The following is an 18,321-nucleotide window of genomic DNA, read 5'->3' on the forward strand; positions in this document are numbered from 1 at the left end:
ATATTCTTTTACCGCTTTCAGCTTTAGTTCTGTTGAATACTTCTTGTTCTTATGACTTCTTCTTGGCATAAAATTACCCCCTTAGTGTAGTCTCGAAATTTTTGTTTTTTCGAGTGTCTACTCTAAGGGGATTATATCAAACCTCGCAGACGGCGTAAGTAAGTGGAGCTAGTGACGTGACTCGAACACGCGACCTGCTCATTACGAATGAGCTGCACTACCAACTGTGCTACACTAGCATATATTCAGCGAAGAAAACGCTGAATATATTATAGTATAAATCGGGGAAAAAGTCAATAGTTTTTTCTTAAAAAAAGCTTTTGCAGAGAAAAAACTTATATGATCACTACATCGCAGTTATCGCTTTTATTGGCATCAAGCGCATAAAGAAGCTTGTGTGCTTCCTCGGGTATAGCTTGATACAGGTTTTCAAATCCTACAAGCTTGATCCTTTCGATCTCGGACAAGTCCGCAATATCGTAAAATGCGTCCCAATTCAAGCCATACCATTTTGGAAATTTAAAAGCTGTTCTCAGCCGCCTTTGAAGCTCTCTCGGGTCGGATACACCTGTTATGTCAATGGTTACCGTACCCCGGGGAATATTTTCATTTTCATACCGCAGAATCATATTCTGCAAAATTTTATCCTCACACTCAAAGCCGCCTGCATAATTCTCAAAGCAGTCTCCGAAAGCCTGACGAAGAACCGTCCTGATGTGAGCAAGGTCTATGTAGGAATTATAATCGCACTCTAAAAGCTCACTTAAAATATCTGCATTCACTTTTGTTTCAATAATATCGGCATTTTCATACACCCACTTCTCAAAATCAGATACCGATATCATATCATAAACAAATGCAAAAAAATATTTTTGAATATCCATAGACTTCACCGTCTTTTATACAGCTTCTCCGAATGATATACAGCCTATTCAATCCTCCAGTCCACAGGCTCAATGCCGTGAGATACAAGGAACTCATTGCACTTTGAAAAATGCCTGCACCCGAAAAATCCGTTGTATGCCGAAAGCGGCGAGGGGTGCGCCGCCGTAAGAACAAGATGATTGGGATTTGTGATAAGCGACCTCTTTGCCTTTGCATTGCCGCCCCACAGCAGGAAAACTATGGGCTTTTCACGCTCGTTCAGCTTCCCGATAACGTGGTCGGTAAATATTTCCCAGCCCTTGCCCTTGTGGGAATTAGCCTGTCCCCGCCTAACGGTCAGAACGGTGTTCAGCATAAGAACACCGCTGTCCGCCCACTTGTACAGCTCCCCGTGAGGTGCGGGAGGAATGCCCAGGTCGGCATTCAGCTCCTTGTAAATATTCTGTAATGACGGGGGAATGGGGCAGCCCTTCTGCACCGAAAAGCAAAGCCCGTGAGCCTGTCCCGGCTCGTGATAGGGGTCTTGTCCTAAGATGACCGCCTTCACATTGTTATATGACGTGTGCTTCATAGCGTTAAAGATATTATGCATATCGGGATAAATTTCCCTTGTGAAATATTCCTGCTTGAGAAATTCCCTCAGTTCCTTGTAATAGGGCAGCTCAAACTCCCCCGCCATTATTTCGTCCCATTCGTTTCCGAAATTAACCATTTTCTCATTCCTTTCCCAGAAGGGGTCTAAGATATCTTCCCGTGTAGCTCTCCTCGCATTCGGCAATGTCCTCGGGAGTGCCGCAGGCAACCAGAGTTCCACCCTTGTCGCCGCCCTCGGGGCCCAGATCAATGATATAGTCCGCCGTTTTTATCACATCAAGATTATGCTCGATTACAAGCACCGTATTTCCCGACTCTGTAAGCCGTTGAAGCACCTCAAGCAGCTTGTGAACATCTGCCGTGTGCAGACCCGTGGTAGGCTCGTCAAGAATGTAGATAGTCCTGCCCGTAGACCGCCTTGCAAGCTCAGTGGCAAGTTTTACTCTCTGTGCCTCGCCGCCCGAAAGAGTGGTAGCAGGCTGACCTATCTTTATATATCCCAGACCCACCTCCTGCAATGTCAGGAGCTTTCGGTAAATTTTCTGATGATTTGAGAAAAACTCCACACCCTCGTCAACAGTCATCTCAAGCACATCATAAATGCTCTTGCCCTTGTACTTCACCTCAAGGGTCTCACGATTATAGCGTTTTCCCTTGCACACCTCGCAGGGAACGTACACATCGGGAAGGAAATGCATTTCTATCTTGATGATACCGTCGCCCTCGCAGGACTCGCATCTTCCGCCCTTAACGTTAAAGGAAAATCTTCCCGAGGTATATCCTCTTGTCTTTGCGTCATTGGTCTCCGCAAAAAGGTCTCTGATATTGTTGAAAACTCCCGTATATGTGGCAGGATTTGAACGGGGCGTCCTGCCAATAGGAGACTGGTCAATATCAATAACCTTGTCAAGATTTTCAATGCCCTCAATGGTGTCAAAAGCGCCTGCCCTTGTCCTTGCACGATTAAGCTTTGCCGCAAGATATTTGTAAAGTATCTGATTTACAAGAGAAGATTTGCCCGAACCGCTGACGCCCGTAACGCAGGTGAATGTGCCGAGAGGAATTGAAACGTCCACACCCTTGAGATTATTCTCACTTGCGCCCTTAACTGTAAGGAACTTGCCGTTTCCCGTTCTTCTCACCTCGGGAACGGGGATTTTCCGCCTTCCGCTGAGATATGCGCCGGTAATGGAGCGCTCGCAGTTCATAATATCTTCGACCGTACCCGTGCAGATTATCTCGCCGCCGTGAACTCCTGCATAGGGTCCCACATCAACAATAAAATCCGCCGCCCTCATAGTGTCCTCGTCGTGCTCGACAACGATAAGTGTATTTCCCAAATCTCTCAGACGCTTGAGGGTGCCGATAAGCTTGTCATTGTCCCTCTGATGAAGTCCGATAGACGGCTCGTCAAGTATATAAAGCACGCCCACAAGGGAAGAGCCAATCTGCGTAGCAAGCCTTATTCTCTGAGACTCGCCGCCCGAAAGAGTGCCTGCCGAACGGGAAAGGGTGAGATATTCAAGTCCCACACTTTTTAGGAAACCGAGACGGCTGTTAATCTCCTTGACTATCCTCTCTCCGATATACATTTCCCTCTCGGAAAGCTGAAGCTTATCAAAGAACTCATAGCAGCTTGAAACGGAAAGCTCCGTTACCTCCGCAATGTTTTTTCCGCCCACGGTAACGCCGAGAATTTCCTTTTTAAGCCTTTTTCCGTGACATTCGGGACAAAGCTCTTCGGACATATACTGCTCGATGTCTGCCTTGCTCCATTCGGAATTGCTGTCCCTGTAACGTCTCTCAAGGTTGTTCACGATTCCCTCAAAGGGCTGATAATAAACACCTCCGCCGTAATCGGTGGCACGATGGAGCTTTAGCTTCTCATTGCCCGTACCGTAAAGCAAAGCGTGAATAGCCTCATCGCTCCAGTTTTTAAGGGGCTCTGTGACCGAATGACCGTAAAACTGAGCAATGCCCTTGAAATACATCATAGCGATTGAGCCGTCGTCCGTAGTCCCCCAGCCGCTTGCCTTGATAGCGCCCTCTTTAATGGAAAGCTCGGGATTGGGAATGATAAGAGACGGGTCAATTTTCCGAAAAACACCAAGTCCCGTACATTTCGGACAAGCACCGTAAGGATTATTGAAGGAGAACATTCTCGGAGAAAGCTCCTCCATAGAAACGCCGTGCTCGGGACAGGCATAATTCTGAGAGAAAAGCATTTCCTCGCCGCCCACAATGTCGCAGATAACAGTTCCCCCCGAAATACCCGAAGCAGTCTCAATGCTGTCTGAAAGACGAGTTCCCATTTCGGGCTTCACCACAAGTCTGTCCACAACAATTTCAATGGTGTGCTTCTTGTTTTTCTCAAGCTTTATCTCCTCGGAAAGGTCGTAAACAATTCCGTCAATTCGTACACGTACATAGCCCGACTTTTTCGCCTGCTCAAGCTCCTTAACGTGTTCGCCCTTGCGTCCCTTTACAACGGGAGCAAGTATCTGGATCTTCGTACCCTCGGGAAGTGCGGAGATCTTGTCGATTATCTGATCTACCGACTGCTGCTTTATCTCCCTGCCGCAGACGGGACAATGGGGAATACCAATTCTTGCGTAAAGCAGACGGAAATAATCGTATATCTCCGTTACCGTACCCACCGTTGAACGGGGATTTTTCGAGGTAGTTTTCTGGTCAATGGAAATAGCGGGAGAAAGCCCCTCGATAGAGTCCACATCGGGCTTGTCCATCTGACCGAGAAACATTCTCGCATAGGAAGAAAGGCTCTCCACATATCTTCTCTGACCGTCGGCGTAAATGGTGTCGAATGCAAGAGATGACTTTCCCGAGCCGGAAAGTCCCGTCATAACGATAAGCTTGTCACGGGGAAGCTCTAAGTCAACATTCTTTAAATTATGCTCTCTCGCACCCTTAATAACGATTTTATCAATAGGCATTTTTATTTTCCTCTCAAATCTATCAAATCAGTCAAAAATTCCCAGATCGCCGCCGTCCCGCATAGAATAGCATTTCGATCCGCCCACAATAATATGATCCATCAGGCGAATATCCACCGCTTTCAGAAGCTCATTTATCCGCCTTGTCACCGCAATATCCTCGTCCGAGGGCTTCGGAGCACCCAGCGGATGATTATGAGCCAGCGCCGCCATAGCACAGCCGCTGTCAATTGCCGCACTCATTATTTTTCTCAGCTCCACCGAAGTATATGCAGATGTGCCCCTGCTTATTTCCGTAACCGAAAGAGGTCTGAGCGAGCTGTCAAAGCAGGCAAGCATAAATTTCTCCGTTCCCGAGCCCACGAAATAGGGCTTGAAAAGCTCGGAAAGCTGAGCCGTAGTCGTAACGGAAACACCCTTCCGCTCCTCCGCATAATAAACGCTTATGAGCTGCGGTATAAGCTTGAAAAGCACCGCCGCACTCTCGGTAATACCCTTTACCTCAGTAAGCTCGGAAACATCGGCATTGAACACTCCCGCCACGCCGCCGAATTTTTTTATCAGTTCTTTGGCAATCTGCTTTGTGTCCCTCTGAGGGATAACATAAAACAGCAAAAGCTCAAGTATCTCGTGAGGCGCAAAGCCACCGAGACCCGATATAAGGAAACGCTCCTTTACCCGTCCCCTGTGACCCTTAGCAGACTCTCTCCGCATATCCTCGTCAGACTTCGTGGGAGCATTTTTCAGCTCTTCCTTTTTTTCGGTCAAAGCCCTGTCAAGCTCGTCCTCCCGCAAAGTGTCAAGAGCATTTTCCAGCTCGGAAATATCCATACTCACCGCTCCGTTCACCAGTTCAGATGTCCTCAAGGCTCAGAGTAGCCACCGCATTAAGGCTCTCGTCCGCCCTTTTTCCGTCAAGGAAATCGTAATATCCCTGACAGGCGATCATTGCACCGTTGTCCCCGCACAAATCGAGAGGCGGGAGATAGACTTTAATTCCCCTCTTGCCGCATTCGTGAAGCATAAGCTCCCTCACACCCGAATTTGCGGAAACACCGCCTGCCACCGCAACAGTCTTGTATCCGAAAGCCTTTGCCGCCTCAACCGTTTTGCTCACAAGCATTTCTGCGGCGGTTTTCTGAAAGCTTGCCGCCAGACTGTCGCTGTCAAGTGTCTCCCCCTTCTGCTCCGCATTGTGCGCCAGATTTATGACCGCCGTTTTCAGTCCGCTGAATGAAAAATCATACTCGCTGCCCGTTACCTTGGGAATAGGCAGCTTGTACTTGTCCGGGTCGCCCTTTTTTGCCGCCCTGTCAATGTGAACGCCCCCGGGGTACGGATATCCCAGCACTCTCGCACACTTGTCAAAAGCCTCCCCCGCCGCATCATCTCTCGTCCTGCCGATAACTCTGAATTTGGTGTAACTCAGGACTTCGGTTATCTGCGAATGACCTCCGCTCGCCACAAGACAGAGATAAGGCGGCTCAAGGTCGGGGTGGGCAATGTAATTTGAAGCAATATGCCCCGCAATGTGATGAACGGGTATAAGGGGCTTGTCCGCAGCCATAGCAAGCCCCTTTGCAAAGCTTGTGCCCACAAGAAGCGCACCGATAAGCCCCGGAGCATATGTGACCGCAATGCCGTCAATGTCGGGCAGTCCGCATTTAGCCTCGTCAAGAGCCGCCCTTACTACCTCAAGAATATTTTCAGCGTGCCGTCTCGAAGCAATTTCGGGCACAACTCCGCCGAATTTCTTATGCTCCTCCACCTGAGAAGCCACAATATTAGAAAGAATAGTCCGTCCGTCCAGAGAGACCGAAGCCGCAGTCTCGTCGCAGGAGGACTCGATTCCAAGAATTTTAACGCTCATTTTATCACCTTTTTAATCATAACTATCCCGTCCTCTTTCGGGGAGGAATACATATTCCGCCTGACCCCCGCCCGTTCAAATCCGAAAGAACCGTAAAGCCCTATGGCAGGCGAATTTGAAGCCCTTACCTCAAGTGAAATGCTCTCAGCCGTTTCGGGAGGCGCCTTTTCAAATGCGGAAAGTAGCTGTTTGCCAATGCCCTTTTTTCTGTGAGCGGCATTTACCGCAATGCGCTCGATATATCCCGAAAACCCGTCGCAGGAGCCGATGATATATCCCCTTACCTCGCCGCCATCAACCTCTGCAAGAAAGATACCCGTCTCCTCGGAAAGCGCACTCTCAAGGGATTTTTCCGACCAAGCATCGGAAAATGCCGCCTTTTCTATTTCCGCAATCTGTGAAATGAAGCACCCCTCTGCCAAAGCTATCATAAGCCCATATCCTTTCTTATGCAGGCTATAAGCTCTCTCACATCATCAAGACCCGACAGCTGACCGCACCTGCCCCGATATCCTGCCGCCCCCTTTATCCCTTTAAGATAAAAGGCGCATTGCCGCCTTGCCTCCGCCATAGCCATACGCTCACCCTTGAACTGTACAGCAAACTCCGCCTGCCTCAGCATAGTGTCAAGCCGCTCATTCAAATCGGGCTGAGGGGGGATAATTCCGCTTTCAAGAAAGCTCTCTATCTGCTCAAATATCCAAGGGTTTCCATAACTCCCCCTGCCCACCATAACAAGGTCGCAGCCCGTCTCTTTATACATTCTCAAAGCGTCCTCGGCACAGGAAATATCCCCGTTTCCGATAACGGGAATACCCACAGCCTCCTTCACCGCTTTGATGATACCCCAGTCTGCTTTCCCGTGATACATCTGATTTTTCGTCCGTCCGTGAACAGTCACCGCCGCCGCACCTGCCGACTCCATCGCCTTTGCAAATTCGGGAGCATTTACGCTGTTCTCGTCCCAGCCTGCACGAATTTTCACCGTTACGGGAACATCGCTGCTTAAAACCACAGCCCTGACAATATCATAAGCCCTGTCGGGGTCTTTCATAAGCGCACTGCCGCTGCCGTTTCCCGCAATTTTCGGAACGGGGCAGCCCATATTGATATCAAGAATATCGGGGCGGTATTTCATCAGCATACCCGCAGCCCTGCCGCAGAACTCCGCCTCGTCACCGAATATCTGCAATGCATAAGGCCGCTCCCTGTCGTCAACGGTGCAAAGTTCTTCGGTCTTCCTGTCGCTGTAGCAAAGCCCCTTTGCAGATATCATTTCAGATACCATATACGCCGCCTTATGTTCCTTGCAGACAAGCCTGTAAGCCCTGTCCGCCACCGAAGCCATAGGCGCAAGAGCGGCAGTTTTCTTTATTTCCACATTACCGATATTCACTCGGGATATTCCTCCAAAACAATATTCATAGCAAGCCTTGCCTTGGCAATGACCGTCTCCTTCTCGCCGTCAATGAGAATGAGCTTTCGCCCGTCGGAAACGATAATCTTCCCGTCGGTACACAGTGCATAATCCAGAACGCCCTTCTTTATCACCGTCTCATTGCCGTCAGCCTCTCTTTTCACAAGCACACGTGACAAGGGCATAACCGAGCCGCCGTCCTCCTTAGCGTCCTCTTCCTTTGCAAGCTTTTCGGCTTTGATGATATTGCCTTCAATGATAATATCCCGCTCCGAACGCTGCTTCGCTTTCGTATAGGAAGGCAGACCGTCACTTCCGCTTTTGAGGGACTCGCCTCCCCACATAGTGCAAACGAAATTCAGCCACCCGAAAAATCCCTTTAAAATTCTGTATGGGAATAACAGGATATCCGTAAATTTGAAGCCCTCTTTTTCCTGTTCGCCGCCATAAGGCTGACGGATAAAGAAAATATTCCCGAAGCTGTCATCCTTTATTCTAAGAAAATCGCTCTTTGGGTCTGAGAGAAATTCCTCCATCTCTCCCCTGTCCACATCAATGTAAGCGCCGCTCCGAGGGGAGACCGCCGCCACAGCGCCATATTCATTCCGCCCGTTTCCCGCAGAGGAAAAATAAATGCGGTTCTTGTGACTCCTGCTCCAGTAGGGATTTTCCTCAACGCTGTCACCGTCCGTAAGCTCGTCATAAGCAGAAGCAGGCGGCTCCATCACCGCAATGTGAAGCTCCCTCGGATTTGACCCGAGACTAAAAGCCATTTTGCCCTCATAGCAGTCGAATGCACCGAAATAAAGCTCGTTTCCCGAAAGGATAAGCCCCTCGTTCTCGTCCGTCTTGTCAAAGCTTCTCCGATACAGAGAGCAGGACTCGTCCAGCCCCACGCCGTAAATAAGCTCGCCCTTGTTTTCGCAAAGACCCGTTATCCTTGCGGAAATAACAGGCTCCCCCGTATTTGCCCTTGCCGCGCCCGTAAACTGTGCGCCCGTGCCGGTAGTTTTCCATTCCGTCCGACGGCGAATGCTTTCAAGAGTCTCCTTGTATTTGTTTATCCGCCCGCAGGGTATCTCAGATTTGTTTCCCCCGTCAATGCGGTATATCTTGTTTTCAGATGTGTATACAAGCTTCATAGGCTTCTCCTTAATTGTTTATTCGATTTCGCTTTCAATACCTGCCAGATCAAAAAGCCCCTCGCCGTATGAACAGCCGTCCAGCTTCCATACCCCGTCCTCAAGGGCAAGAGTGAAAGTAAACGGAGCAATAATATCTTCCTCATAACTCCATTCCTCGGCGTCTCCAACTCTTTCACAGCTGTAAGTGACTGAGTTTTCACTCATATCATAGCCCGTAATGCGGCTGTATGACCAGCCTGCCTGACCTCCGTCACCCGAATTTATGTAAAGCGCCCCGTCAATACCTAAATAATTGCTGGGAGAATTCTGACAAAGCTCGCAGAAGCCCTTTTCCGTCAGACCGATGCGAGCCATAATAAACTGCTTTGCGGCTTCATAGTCCATAGGAGCGAAAATATCCTTATCCCTGTCGGTGTAATATCCCGAAAACTCACGATAACCGCTGTTCACAAGATAAGGCGCAATGCCCGTTATACCGTCAATCTGTAACCACTCGCCGCCAATGTTTTTCCAGTCATATTCTATCCCGAACCCGAAAAACTCCTCTGCCGCCCGTCCGTAATATTCGCCTGCCATTTTTCCTGCAAGCATAATTTCCTCGAAGCCGGAATTATCGGTAATGATTATCTCGGGTCTCTCCGACTCGTCGATCAGCCGCATAACGTCCTCGGAGGAAGCGGTCTGAACAGGCTCCTCCGAAATAACAATTTCGGATAACTCGGTTGTGACAATTTCGGTCTGAATTCCCGTTTCAGACATATCCGTCTCTGGAACAGAAGTGTCCGTGACCTCTTCATTCCCCGTGCCGCAGGAGGAGAGCAATACGCTGCCCGAAATGCAGGCACACAGCAAAAGCCCATTTATTTTCACTCTGTCTCTCTCCTTATTTACCCATCTCAAACGCCGCCGCAGCCCAGCCGCCCGACTCACGAAGCTCGGTGCGGATAAATCCATTTTTCTCCATAGCCTCCATGACCTCGTCACAGCGCTCAATAATGATGCCCGAAATGATTATCTTTCCATGAGGAACAAGGAACTGCCCGAAAATAGGAGCCATAGCAATAAGCACGTCCGCCACGATATTCGCCGTAATAAGCTGATATCCGCCGCCTATCTTCTCCCTCAGAGCCTCGTCGGAAATGATATTACCCGCATAAGTAATATACCTGTCAACGGAAATATGATTTTTCTCCGCATTCTGTCCCGCAATTTTCACGCTGTTAAGGTCAATGTCAACCGCACAAGCGCTGTCCGCACCCAGAAGCAGCGCCGCAATTGAAAGAATACCGCTTCCGCAGCCAATGTCAAGCACCCTGTCCTTCTCGGAGAGATTTGTTTCCAGCATTTCAAGACAAAGCTGAGTGGTGTTGTGCTGACCCGTGCCGAAAGAGGACTCAGGGTCTATCTCCAGGATCGTCCTGTCATCACTTGCATCATACTTCTCCCAGGAGGGCTTGATAACCAGCTTTTCGCCAACAGTAAGAGGCTTGAAATACTGTTTCCAGTTGTTAGCCCAGTCCTCCTCACGGACATTTGAAAGCTCGCATACAAGCCTGCCGAACTTCTTTTCGCTGTCCATAGCCGCAAGCTCCGCCATCTCTGTCTTTACCATAGCCAGCATATCCGCACCCTGAGAATTATCCGCAAGATAAAAGGTAACGCAGGTCTCGCAGTCCTTTAAATTCATAAGATCGTCGTCAATGTAATCCCAGTTGCCCGTCTTGTCGTTGAGAAAATCCTCAAAATCCTTTGCGTCACGTATCTGAAATCCCGTAACGCCCACATTCAGAAGCCTTCCGCAAACAGGGTCAATGCCCTCAGTAGTTGTGTATATATTTACCTCAGTCCAGTTCATAATAAATTTCCTCCCGAATTTTTTCATCATAATTATGGTACGTCTCTAATTATACCACAGTATATTTTAATAGTCAAACCTTTTGAGCCGTATCGGAGCGTCCGATAACTATCTTTTTCAAAGCCCCCGACTGCTCGGAAAGCATTCTGCCCGAAGCGGCATATTCCTCCGAAGCATTCCTGCTCAGAAGCACAAAGCCCGATATCTTCTCCATACATTTCTCCGCCGAAGAAAGCGCCTCTGACTGCTTTTCGCAAAGCTGCTCCAGAGCCGCCGCCCTGCCTGCCATATCCTCCGTATTTTTAAAAGCATCCGAAGCGGAGACGGAAGCAGCAGCAATAGCCTTTGTACCTGTCCCTATCCTCTCGCCGCACAGCTTTACTGTCTCAGCCGCCTGAGATGAAGCCTCGGCAGAGCTTAAAGCCAGACTCCTTGCCTCGTCTGCCAGAGCGGCAAGACTTCTGCCCGAGCATTCTCCCTTTGCCGCATTCATAGCAGCGCTTACCGCCAGCATATTTGCACGGGAAGCAATGTCCGCCGCCGCCTTTGCAAGCCCCTCCATCTCCTCTGCACTATTTCTTAGCATATCAAGAGCATTTTCCGCATTCCGCAGCTCGCCTGCACAGTCCTCCATAAGCCTTCCGTTTTCCGTTCCAAGGCTCCGGATATTTTCATATGAGCCGCCGATCTTAGAAATAAGCGAACGTATCTCCCCGAAGCTGCCCGAAAGCCTTTCCGCCGTTGACTCCTGTTCTTCTGCAGCAGCAGAAAGCTCCTCCGCATTGTCCGATACTCTCAAAGACTCCGCCGAAACGAACTCCGCCGCACGGTTTATCTGAGCGCTTATAAATCTTAGCCTTGCCTTCATCTTTCTGACAGCAGACAGCACATTTTCGTAACGATAAGGATATTCCCCGTCAGCCGCAGCGTCGGGGTCGCCGTCTGCAAGAATGTTTATGCAGTTAACAGCGTTTGAAATAGCCTCCTCAGCCTCCGCAAGACGATCGTCCTCTTCCCTTTCGGGTGAAACAGGCTCATATTTGTCCTCGGGAGCAGCCTCGTCCTCAGTCTCCTCCACAACATTCTCTCTCAGCTTTTTCTCAATGTACAATGCAATGAACGTGACCGCCGAAATGCCCAGCAGACCCATTCCCACACATACACGTGAATATTTTAAAGCCCTTGCCGATATCTGAACGGGAACATTTCCGCCCTCTGCGTACAGATCTGCAAGAAGCTTATCCGTATATTCCGCCGCCGCCAGCAGCTTAGGCTGATACTCGCTGAAAAAAACATTCCGTGCTATCTTCATATTTCCGCCGCCCACGCTTCCGAAAACAGCGTCTCTCACCTGAGAAGCAGCAATAAGCTCCTCCACAGGCGCAGCTCCGCTCCATACACCATCTGTATCGTAAAGCAGACTGTCCTCAAGGGCATCAAGCTCGCTCCTTGCCGCTTCTATGTATCCATCTGCCGCAGCCTCGTCCGAAGAAGCCAGCGCCGCAAGGATATCCCTTTCAGCACCCAGTATATTGTCCCTCGCCGCCAAAATCTGAGTACTGCGTGCGGCAGAGCCTTCCGAACATTCAGCGTAATAACCACCCAGCTCCCTGACGGCTCTCACAGACACAAGCGCCGTGATCCCGATCATCACCGCCGCAGCGATAAAAGCGCCCAGAAGCCGTCCGCTTAATTTGTTGCCTTTCATTTTATTCCCGTCTTTCCGATATAAAATTTTTATGCGAATTTACTGAAATTATAACACATTTTGCCGAAACCGTCAAGGGCGCAGGGATTTTCCGACTGTCCGTCACGAGAAAATTTCATCTGATTTTTATTTGATGTATATTCACATTCTGTCCACTTATCCGTATAAAAAAATCATTATAATTTATCTTGGATATTTTAAGAAAGGACTGACCGAAATATGGAAGAAACAATTATCGAAACCACCGCCCCCGCCATTGTCAGCGAAGCGGAAAACGTAATGGAAGCCGTTTCCAGCGGCACTGTTGACAGCACAGTTCTAAAAAGCTTTTACGACGCACTTATCGCCTATCTCCCCACCGTAGTAACAGCGATAATCATCTACATCGCAGGCAAGATAATCGCAAAAATACTTCTCCACATCATCGACAAGGCAATGGGCAGGAGCCGTATAGACGAGACAGCCCAGGGCTTTCTCCGCTCCCTCATCGGCATAATCTTCACCGCCTTTGTGATAGTCATAACCCTGTCCACTCTCGGAATACCTATGACCTCCATCATAACCACCATAGGCGCAGCAGGCGTAGCCGTGGCACTCGCCCTGCAAAACAGCCTTTCCAATGTGGCAGGCGGCTTTCTTATACTTATGAACAAGCCCTTTGTCAAGGGTGATTTTATAAGCACCAACGGTAATGAGGGCACCGTGGAGGATATCAGTATCCTCTCCACCAAGCTCCTCACCGTAGACAATAAGGTCATCTACATACCCAACAGTATGATATCCGGCAATACTTTAATTAACTACAGCAGAGAGGAAAAGCGCCGTGTAGACCTGAAATTCAGCATTGCCTACGAGGAAGATTTCAAAGAAGCCATAAAAATAATAAGCGGCGTTATCGCCGAGCATAAGCTCATTCTGTCCGAGGACGCACCATTTGTCCGTGTTTCCGACCTTTCCGCAAGCTCTGTTGACATCACCGTAAGGGTCTGGACAAAGACCCCCGATTACTGGACAGTCTATTTCGACCTTATCGAGCAGGTCAAATCCGCCTTTGACCAAAACGGCATCGAGATACCCTACTCCAAGCTTGACGTTAATCTCAAAGACAAAGCTTCAAAGGCTGTATAATAATTATAGCACATTTATTCTGATTTGTCAAGCATTTTCAAAAAAATTGTTTCACCGCACAACAAACCGCCTTGTGAAGCCGTTCATCTTCACAAGGCGGTTTGCTCATACAGTAATCATAAAGCGCTGTCTGTCAGATCACATATCCTGTCCCCGGTCTTTCCCGATCAGACGAAGCTTCAGAGCACGAAGCTTTGCCATATAACGAGAATTATATATCACTCCCAGAATAAGCACACCTGTCATTATACCGAGGCACAGTCCCGAAAGAAAATCAAACTCCTCTCCTGCGTCTGAAAAAAGCAGTATCATATATGCTGCATCTGCAATAAGACCTGCAATGAAGAAATAAAATATCTTTCTTGAGAAATCCATTTTTTTCATATTGCTGTAATCAGCCGCCTTGAGAACAGTTTCTCTTGTTTCCTTATCCATCTGTACATCTTTCCTTTCACCGTCTAAAATTTCCCGCAGCTCTACATTGTAGTAGTCTGCAAGCTGAATGAGAATATCCAGGTCGGGCAGATTAGTACCCGTTTCCCAGCGTGAAACGCTTCTGTTGGAAACGCCCGTCAGCTCTGCCAGCTGCTCCTGAGTAATTCCTTTTTCCTTCCGCAGCTCTCTGAGAAAGCTGCCTATCTTCTTCTGATCCAATTCGGGACCTCCTTTCAATTCTCATCATATCAGACGGATCGGAAAATGTACAGGACACATTGCGGGAAATACGTATTTTCATCCTGTTCCCGCCGAATGTCTATAAAAAATTTGCCAAAGCACTTGACAAACAGAAAATAATATTATATTATTACGTCATACGATATATCGTGACGCATAATATCAGAAAGGGAGAGACCTTATGAAATATGATTTCACAATGACAATGGCAAAGCTTTCCGCCGAGGAACTGGCAAGGCGTATTGAGGAAAAATATGCGAAGGGCTGGGAGCTTTATGCCGTCAGATACGACTGTGCTTCGTTTATCAGATCGACCCCCAAAAAGATCACAGCCTATGTAGAGCTTGGAGAATCCCCCGACGATGAGAAAAAAAGTCTCTACAAGGATTTCGGCTGGGAATATGTAACAGGCTCTGCTCTTTACAGCGTTTACATAAACGACTCAGACAGCCCCTATCCCGTCCATACCGACCTCAGAGAAGCTGCCAAAAGCACTGTGCAGGCAGCGTATTCATCTATCGGTATTTTCCTGAGCTTCTTTCTTTGCTATATGCTTATAAATCTTGGCGCCGCATTTTATTATTATTGCCGCCAAAGCCTCGGAGTCCTTGCATCCTTTGTAATATTTGATATCCCATATCTGCTGTACAGCTTTTATTATATCGCAAGGATCGCAAAAGCCGGCGTTAATGCAGCCTCGGAGCTATCGGAAAAATGCGGTCAGAGCACAGAAAGGCTGCAGCGTTTTTACAAGCTGTCCATCATACTGTCCGTTTGCTTTCTTATCATTACCGAAGTGATATGCGTGTGGGCTGTGTGCAGCGTATTATCGGAAATTATTTAAGGAGAGCTTTGAAATGCCAAACACATCTGAACCTATGACCGAAGCAATGTATTATATACTGCTTGCCCTGTACAGCCCAAATCACGGCTATGCCATAATGCAGGAGATAGAAAAAATATCAGGCGGACGTGTAAAAATGGGTCCTGGAACCCTTTACGGAGTGCTTACAAGGCTTGTTAAAAACGGGCTTATTGAAATGGTTGACAGCGACAGCAGACGAAAGATTTATAAGATCACTCCCGAGGGCGAAGCCGTCCTGAAAGCAGAATTTGAAAGGCTTGAAAAAATGGTCAGCGACGGAAAAGGGATACTGAATGACAAGGGTCAGCCCTTGTGATATTCCCGCTCAATCCACGTCATAAGGAGCTTTACTATCCTCTCCTGCTCATTTTCAGTCAGCGCCCTGCCTTTGGGCACACGGTACCACTTTTCAAGGCACCCCCTGCAGCAGCAGGCGCAGGCGTGCTGAGCGATGAAAACGGGGTGTCCCCTCATAGGAGTCTGCTTCCCGTCATTTGGTATATCCGCAGGCGCAAGACGACTTGCAATAAAGTCCCTACAATGCCTGCGGACAGTCTCCATTCCCACCCTGTCAATGTATGCGATATCCTTCGCAGACAGATGAAACCTTGCCCGGAAATCAGACCTTTTAAGCTTCATAAGAGCCTCGTCAACGGTCTGCATACCCTCACTTCTCTCTTGAAACGTAATATTTTTCGGGAGTCTTTTCTATATCCACATATACCTTTACCCGATATCCCGGAGCATAGGGATTGGCGTCAGGGGAATAAGGCTCGCTTTTAAACCTCCGTTCATTTCCGAAAGCGTCTGTGTAAACAAATACGGAACAGTTATACTCCACCTCGTTCACCGAATAGCCCGACTTCTCCTCATTCGAGTAATAGGCGTAAACATATTTATCCTCGTCAATGAGTCTGTTTATGTAAATGCTTCTTTTAAGCTCGTGACCCATAAGCCCCACGCCAATGCCGCCGAATGCAAGCATCAGCACCCACGACAATACCGAAAGCAAAACAGAATGGCTTTGGCTGTACGATGGAGCGTCGGGATCCACATAGATCTCCACCGTATCCCCTTTTTTCATTCCCGTGATGTAGTAGCTGAGCTTATCCGAGTATCTTTCGCCTTCGTATTCATACTCAATGAAAACCCTGTGTTTTGTCTCGTCATCATCGGTGTAGCTCTCGATATCGGTTATACGGGCGGCAACGGGCACAGCCGTTTCTTTAAACTCCTTCCAGCTTTTAAATTCCTTAACCGATGCCAACAAAGTGATAAGGGCAAATACAAAAAATAATCCGCCGATCGCCATATATGTAAAATTCCACTTATAACGCTCCATAATTTTTACCCTCCGAAAGATCTGCAAAGCCGCAGTCAGCGAAAACGTCACTTCTCTCTTGAAACGTAATACTTCCCCGGATCCTTTTCCATATCCACATAGACCTTCATAGTGTCGCCCTGAATATATGGACGGGAGCTTGGGTGATGCGGCTCGCCCTTAAACACCATTTTTCGTCCCGAACCGTCATCATAGACAAATACCGATTGGTCATACCGCACCTTGTTCACCGTTACATTTGCCTTTTCCTCGTGTGAGTAATTTGCATAAATGAATTTGTCCTCTGCAATTAGCCTGTTGACGATAACGCTTCTTCTGATCTCGTGACCTAAAAAGCCTGCCCCGATGCCGCCGAATATAAGCGCAAACAGACCCATTATTCCGGAAACTAAATACGGCTTGCTGCGGCTGTCTGAGGGGCGTTCGGGATCAACATATATCTCCACATCGTCCCCCTCTTTCATTCCCGAGGTGTAATAATCAAGCTCATCAGAATAGGTAACACCTTCATATTCATACTCAACAAAAACATCGTGATATGTCTTTTTCTTCTTGCCTCTCCGCTCGGTGTGGGTATCAATGTCGGTTATTGTGGCATTAACCGACACAGCGTCCTTTCTGAACTCCTCCCAGCCCGCAATGTTCGCAGCCGCAATTATCACAAATATTACCCCGAACAGAAAAAATATCACTCCGATAAATGTAAACGGAAAACTCCACTTGTATCGCTCCATAATTCCTCCGAAAAAATGCCCGCAGGCTCCATATGCGGAAAGTGCGGGCAATAATAATTTTTAAATGTAAATTTTAGCCTACAACGGGAACAGTCCAGCCGAAGGGATCCTCTGTCTTGCCCCACTGGATACCGGTAAGAGTATCGTACAGCATCTGGGAAACAGGGCCTATCTCGCCGTTATTGAGGGTCATAACCTTGTCGCCGTATTTCAGCTCGCCGATGGGAGAGATAACAGCAGCGGTACCTGTACCGAATGCCTCGTCAAACTTGCCCTCGTCATAAGCCTTGACAAGCTCGTCTATATCAATATCCCTTTCGGTAACCTTGTAGCCCTTGTGTCTGAGAATCTCCAGGCAGGATTTTCTTGTGATACCGCTGAGAATGGACTTTCTTTCAAGGCCGGGAGTAATGACTTCACCGTCAACAACGAAGAATACGTTCATAGCGCCTACTTCATCTATGTACTTGCGGTGAACGCCGTCAAGCCAGAGGACCTGCTCATAGCCTGCCTTGTCAGCCTCTTCCTGCGCCTTGAGGGAGATAGCATAGTTAGCGGCAGCCTTTGTGAAGCCCGTACCGCCTGTTACAGCTCTGACGTAATTCTGCTCAACGTAGATCTTAACGGGAGCAAGACCTGCTGCATAGTATGCGCCAACGGGAGAACACATAATGCAGAAAATAAGGTGCTTTGCAGGGTGAACGCCCAGCATAGGGTCAATCGCAAAGATAAAGGGACGGATATAGAGAGATGTGCCATACTGATGAGGGACCCAGTCAGCGTCTACCTCAACAAGTTTCTTTATAGCTTCAACACAGAACTTCTCGTCGATCTGAGGAATGCAGAGACGGTCGTTGGACACGTTCATTCTCGCCATATTCTGCTCGGGACGGAAAAGCTGTATCTTTCCGCTCTCGGTTCTGTAAGCCTTGAGACCCTCGAAGTCAGCCTGACCGTAGTGGAGGCACATAGAAGAAGGCTCCATAGGGATAGGACCGTAGGGAACGATCCTTGCGTCGTGCCAGCCCTGTCCCTCGTCATAGTTCATAAGGAACATATGGTCGGTGAAGATCTTGCCGAAACCGAGCTTGGACTCATCGGCAGGCTTAGCCTTGGGCGATGTGGTTTTGGTGATTTTGATTTCCATAT

At 48.4% G+C, this 18,321-nt stretch carries 19 protein-coding genes and 1 tRNA gene; 3 read left to right on the plus strand and 17 right to left on the minus strand.

Annotation, left to right across the window (positions count from 1 at the left end; translation table 11 throughout):
- Positions 1-163: 163 nt before the first annotated feature.
- From ACR0QN_RS05750 to ACR0QN_RS05805, 12 genes are all read right to left on the minus strand, one after another.
- Positions 164-239: transfer RNA gene (locus ACR0QN_RS05750), tRNA-Thr, on the minus strand.
- 96 nt (positions 240-335) lie between these two features.
- Positions 336-884, minus strand: coding sequence for a barstar family protein (locus tag ACR0QN_RS05755; RefSeq protein WP_432650244.1), 549 nt, complete (start codon positions 882-884; stop codon positions 336-338).
- Between the two features lie 44 nt (positions 885-928).
- Positions 929-1,597, minus strand: coding sequence for a uracil-DNA glycosylase (locus tag ACR0QN_RS05760; protein WP_432650245.1), 669 nt, complete (start codon positions 1,595-1,597; stop codon positions 929-931).
- A gap of 4 nt (positions 1,598-1,601) precedes the next feature.
- A complete protein-coding gene (gene uvrA, locus ACR0QN_RS05765) occupies positions 1,602-4,433 on the minus strand; it encodes an excinuclease ABC subunit UvrA (protein WP_432650246.1) in 2,832 nt (943 codons plus the stop codon).
- A 27-nt stretch (positions 4,434-4,460) separates the two neighbouring features.
- A complete protein-coding gene (locus tag ACR0QN_RS05770) occupies positions 4,461-5,282 on the minus strand; it encodes a JAB domain-containing protein (protein WP_432650247.1) in 822 nt (273 codons plus the stop codon).
- Between the two features lie 4 nt (positions 5,283-5,286).
- Positions 5,287-6,303, minus strand: coding sequence for a tRNA (adenosine(37)-N6)-threonylcarbamoyltransferase complex transferase subunit TsaD (gene tsaD, locus ACR0QN_RS05775; RefSeq protein ID WP_432650248.1), 1,017 nt, complete (start codon positions 6,301-6,303; stop codon positions 5,287-5,289).
- Entirely contained in the window at positions 6,300-6,734 is a 435-nt protein-coding gene (gene rimI / locus ACR0QN_RS05780; RefSeq protein ID WP_432650249.1) for a ribosomal protein S18-alanine N-acetyltransferase, read from the minus strand. The genes tsaD and rimI overlap by 4 nt, the downstream gene beginning before the upstream one ends.
- Positions 6,731-7,699 (minus strand): tRNA dihydrouridine synthase DusB, encoded by a 969-nt coding sequence (gene dusB / locus ACR0QN_RS05785; RefSeq protein ID WP_432650250.1) that lies wholly within the window; start codon positions 7,697-7,699, stop codon positions 6,731-6,733. The genes rimI and dusB overlap by 4 nt, the downstream gene beginning before the upstream one ends.
- A complete protein-coding gene (locus tag ACR0QN_RS05790) occupies positions 7,696-8,862 on the minus strand; it encodes a hypothetical protein (protein ID WP_432650251.1) in 1,167 nt (388 codons plus the stop codon). Before ACR0QN_RS05790 ends, dusB begins: the two co-directional genes overlap by 4 nt.
- An 18-nt stretch (positions 8,863-8,880) precedes the next feature.
- Positions 8,881-9,765, minus strand: a complete 885-nt coding sequence (locus ACR0QN_RS05795; protein WP_432650252.1) for a hypothetical protein — start codon at positions 9,763-9,765, stop codon at positions 8,881-8,883.
- Positions 9,749-10,720: a 50S ribosomal protein L11 methyltransferase gene (gene prmA / locus ACR0QN_RS05800; RefSeq protein WP_432650253.1), complete on the minus strand. Its 972-nt coding sequence runs from the start codon at positions 10,718-10,720 to the stop codon at positions 9,749-9,751. The genes ACR0QN_RS05795 and prmA overlap by 17 nt, the downstream gene beginning before the upstream one ends.
- Positions 10,721-10,793: 73 nt before the next feature.
- Complete coding sequence (locus tag ACR0QN_RS05805; RefSeq protein WP_432650254.1) at positions 10,794-12,428, minus strand: hypothetical protein; 1,635 nt, start codon at positions 12,426-12,428, stop codon at positions 10,794-10,796.
- A gap of 219 nt (positions 12,429-12,647) precedes the next feature.
- On the opposite strand from ACR0QN_RS05805, the gene ACR0QN_RS05810 reads away from it, so the two are divergent.
- Positions 12,648-13,556: a mechanosensitive ion channel family protein gene (locus ACR0QN_RS05810; RefSeq protein WP_432650255.1), complete on the plus strand. Its 909-nt coding sequence runs from the start codon at positions 12,648-12,650 to the stop codon at positions 13,554-13,556.
- Positions 13,557-13,694: 138 nt separating this feature from the next.
- Here the strand turns inward: ACR0QN_RS05810 and ACR0QN_RS05815 are convergent, their stop codons facing one another.
- Positions 13,695-14,210, minus strand: coding sequence for a helix-turn-helix domain-containing protein (locus ACR0QN_RS05815; RefSeq protein WP_432650256.1), 516 nt, complete (start codon positions 14,208-14,210; stop codon positions 13,695-13,697).
- A 202-nt stretch (positions 14,211-14,412) separates the two neighbouring features.
- Here ACR0QN_RS05815 and ACR0QN_RS05820 point away from each other — a divergent pair, with 202 nt between their 5' ends.
- Together ACR0QN_RS05820 and ACR0QN_RS05825 are read left to right on the plus strand one after the other, a co-directional pair.
- Positions 14,413-15,075, plus strand: a complete 663-nt coding sequence (locus ACR0QN_RS05820; RefSeq protein ID WP_432650257.1) for a DUF2812 domain-containing protein — start codon at positions 14,413-14,415, stop codon at positions 15,073-15,075.
- Positions 15,076-15,088: 13 nt separating this feature from the next.
- A complete protein-coding gene (locus ACR0QN_RS05825; protein ID WP_432650258.1) occupies positions 15,089-15,412 on the plus strand; it encodes a PadR family transcriptional regulator in 324 nt (107 codons plus the stop codon).
- Here the strand turns inward: ACR0QN_RS05825 and ACR0QN_RS05830 are convergent.
- From ACR0QN_RS05830 to ACR0QN_RS05845, 4 genes are all read right to left on the minus strand, one after another.
- Entirely contained in the window at positions 15,400-15,759 is a 360-nt protein-coding gene (locus ACR0QN_RS05830; RefSeq protein WP_432650259.1) for a DUF4186 domain-containing protein, read from the minus strand. The genes ACR0QN_RS05825 and ACR0QN_RS05830 overlap by 13 nt on opposite strands.
- A 4-nt stretch (positions 15,760-15,763) precedes the next feature.
- Entirely contained in the window at positions 15,764-16,438 is a 675-nt protein-coding gene (locus ACR0QN_RS05835; protein WP_432650260.1) for a DUF3592 domain-containing protein, read from the minus strand.
- A gap of 47 nt (positions 16,439-16,485) precedes the next feature.
- A complete protein-coding gene (locus tag ACR0QN_RS05840) occupies positions 16,486-17,172 on the minus strand; it encodes a DUF3592 domain-containing protein (RefSeq protein WP_432650261.1) in 687 nt (228 codons plus the stop codon).
- A gap of 73 nt (positions 17,173-17,245) precedes the next feature.
- A complete protein-coding gene (locus ACR0QN_RS05845; protein ID WP_432650262.1) occupies positions 17,246-18,319 on the minus strand; it encodes a branched-chain amino acid aminotransferase in 1,074 nt (357 codons plus the stop codon).
- Positions 18,320-18,321: the final 2 nt, after the last annotated feature.

Origin of the sequence: Huintestinicola sp. (genome assembly GCF_050874005.1) — a bacterium.
Lineage (GTDB): Bacteria > Bacillota > Clostridia > Oscillospirales > Ruminococcaceae > Huintestinicola.

What these genes read in the sequence shown, in the direction of transcription:
- tsaD (WP_432650248.1), bottom strand. Translation starts at nt 6,303, where the DNA reads ATGAGCGTTAAAATTCTTGGAATCGAGTCCTCCTGCGACGAGACTGCG.
- prmA (WP_432650253.1), bottom strand. Translation starts at nt 10,720, where the DNA reads ATGAACTGGACTGAGGTAAATATATACACAACTACTGAGGGCATTGAC.
- ACR0QN_RS05755 (WP_432650244.1), bottom strand. Translation starts at nt 884, where the DNA reads ATGGATATTCAAAAATATTTTTTTGCATTTGTTTATGATATGATATCG.
- ACR0QN_RS05810 (WP_432650255.1), top strand. Translation starts at nt 12,648, where the DNA reads ATGGAAGAAACAATTATCGAAACCACCGCCCCCGCCATTGTCAGCGAA.
- ACR0QN_RS05790 (WP_432650251.1), bottom strand. Translation starts at nt 8,862, where the DNA reads ATGAAGCTTGTATACACATCTGAAAACAAGATATACCGCATTGACGGG.
- ACR0QN_RS05825 (WP_432650258.1), top strand. Translation starts at nt 15,089, where the DNA reads ATGCCAAACACATCTGAACCTATGACCGAAGCAATGTATTATATACTG.
- ACR0QN_RS05840 (WP_432650261.1), bottom strand. Translation starts at nt 17,172, where the DNA reads ATGGAGCGATACAAGTGGAGTTTTCCGTTTACATTTATCGGAGTGATA.
- ACR0QN_RS05830 (WP_432650259.1), bottom strand. Translation starts at nt 15,759, where the DNA reads ATGCAGACCGTTGACGAGGCTCTTATGAAGCTTAAAAGGTCTGATTTC.
- rimI (WP_432650249.1), bottom strand. Translation starts at nt 6,734, where the DNA reads ATGATAGCTTTGGCAGAGGGGTGCTTCATTTCACAGATTGCGGAAATA.
- ACR0QN_RS05820 (WP_432650257.1), top strand. Translation starts at nt 14,413, where the DNA reads ATGAAATATGATTTCACAATGACAATGGCAAAGCTTTCCGCCGAGGAA.
- uvrA (WP_432650246.1), bottom strand. Translation starts at nt 4,433, where the DNA reads ATGCCTATTGATAAAATCGTTATTAAGGGTGCGAGAGAGCATAATTTA.
- ACR0QN_RS05845 (WP_432650262.1), bottom strand. Translation starts at nt 18,319, where the DNA reads ATGGAAATCAAAATCACCAAAACCACATCGCCCAAGGCTAAGCCTGCC.
- ACR0QN_RS05805 (WP_432650254.1), bottom strand. Translation starts at nt 12,428, where the DNA reads ATGAAAGGCAACAAATTAAGCGGACGGCTTCTGGGCGCTTTTATCGCT.
- ACR0QN_RS05835 (WP_432650260.1), bottom strand. Translation starts at nt 16,438, where the DNA reads ATGGAGCGTTATAAGTGGAATTTTACATATATGGCGATCGGCGGATTA.
- ACR0QN_RS05760 (WP_432650245.1), bottom strand. Translation starts at nt 1,597, where the DNA reads ATGGTTAATTTCGGAAACGAATGGGACGAAATAATGGCGGGGGAGTTT.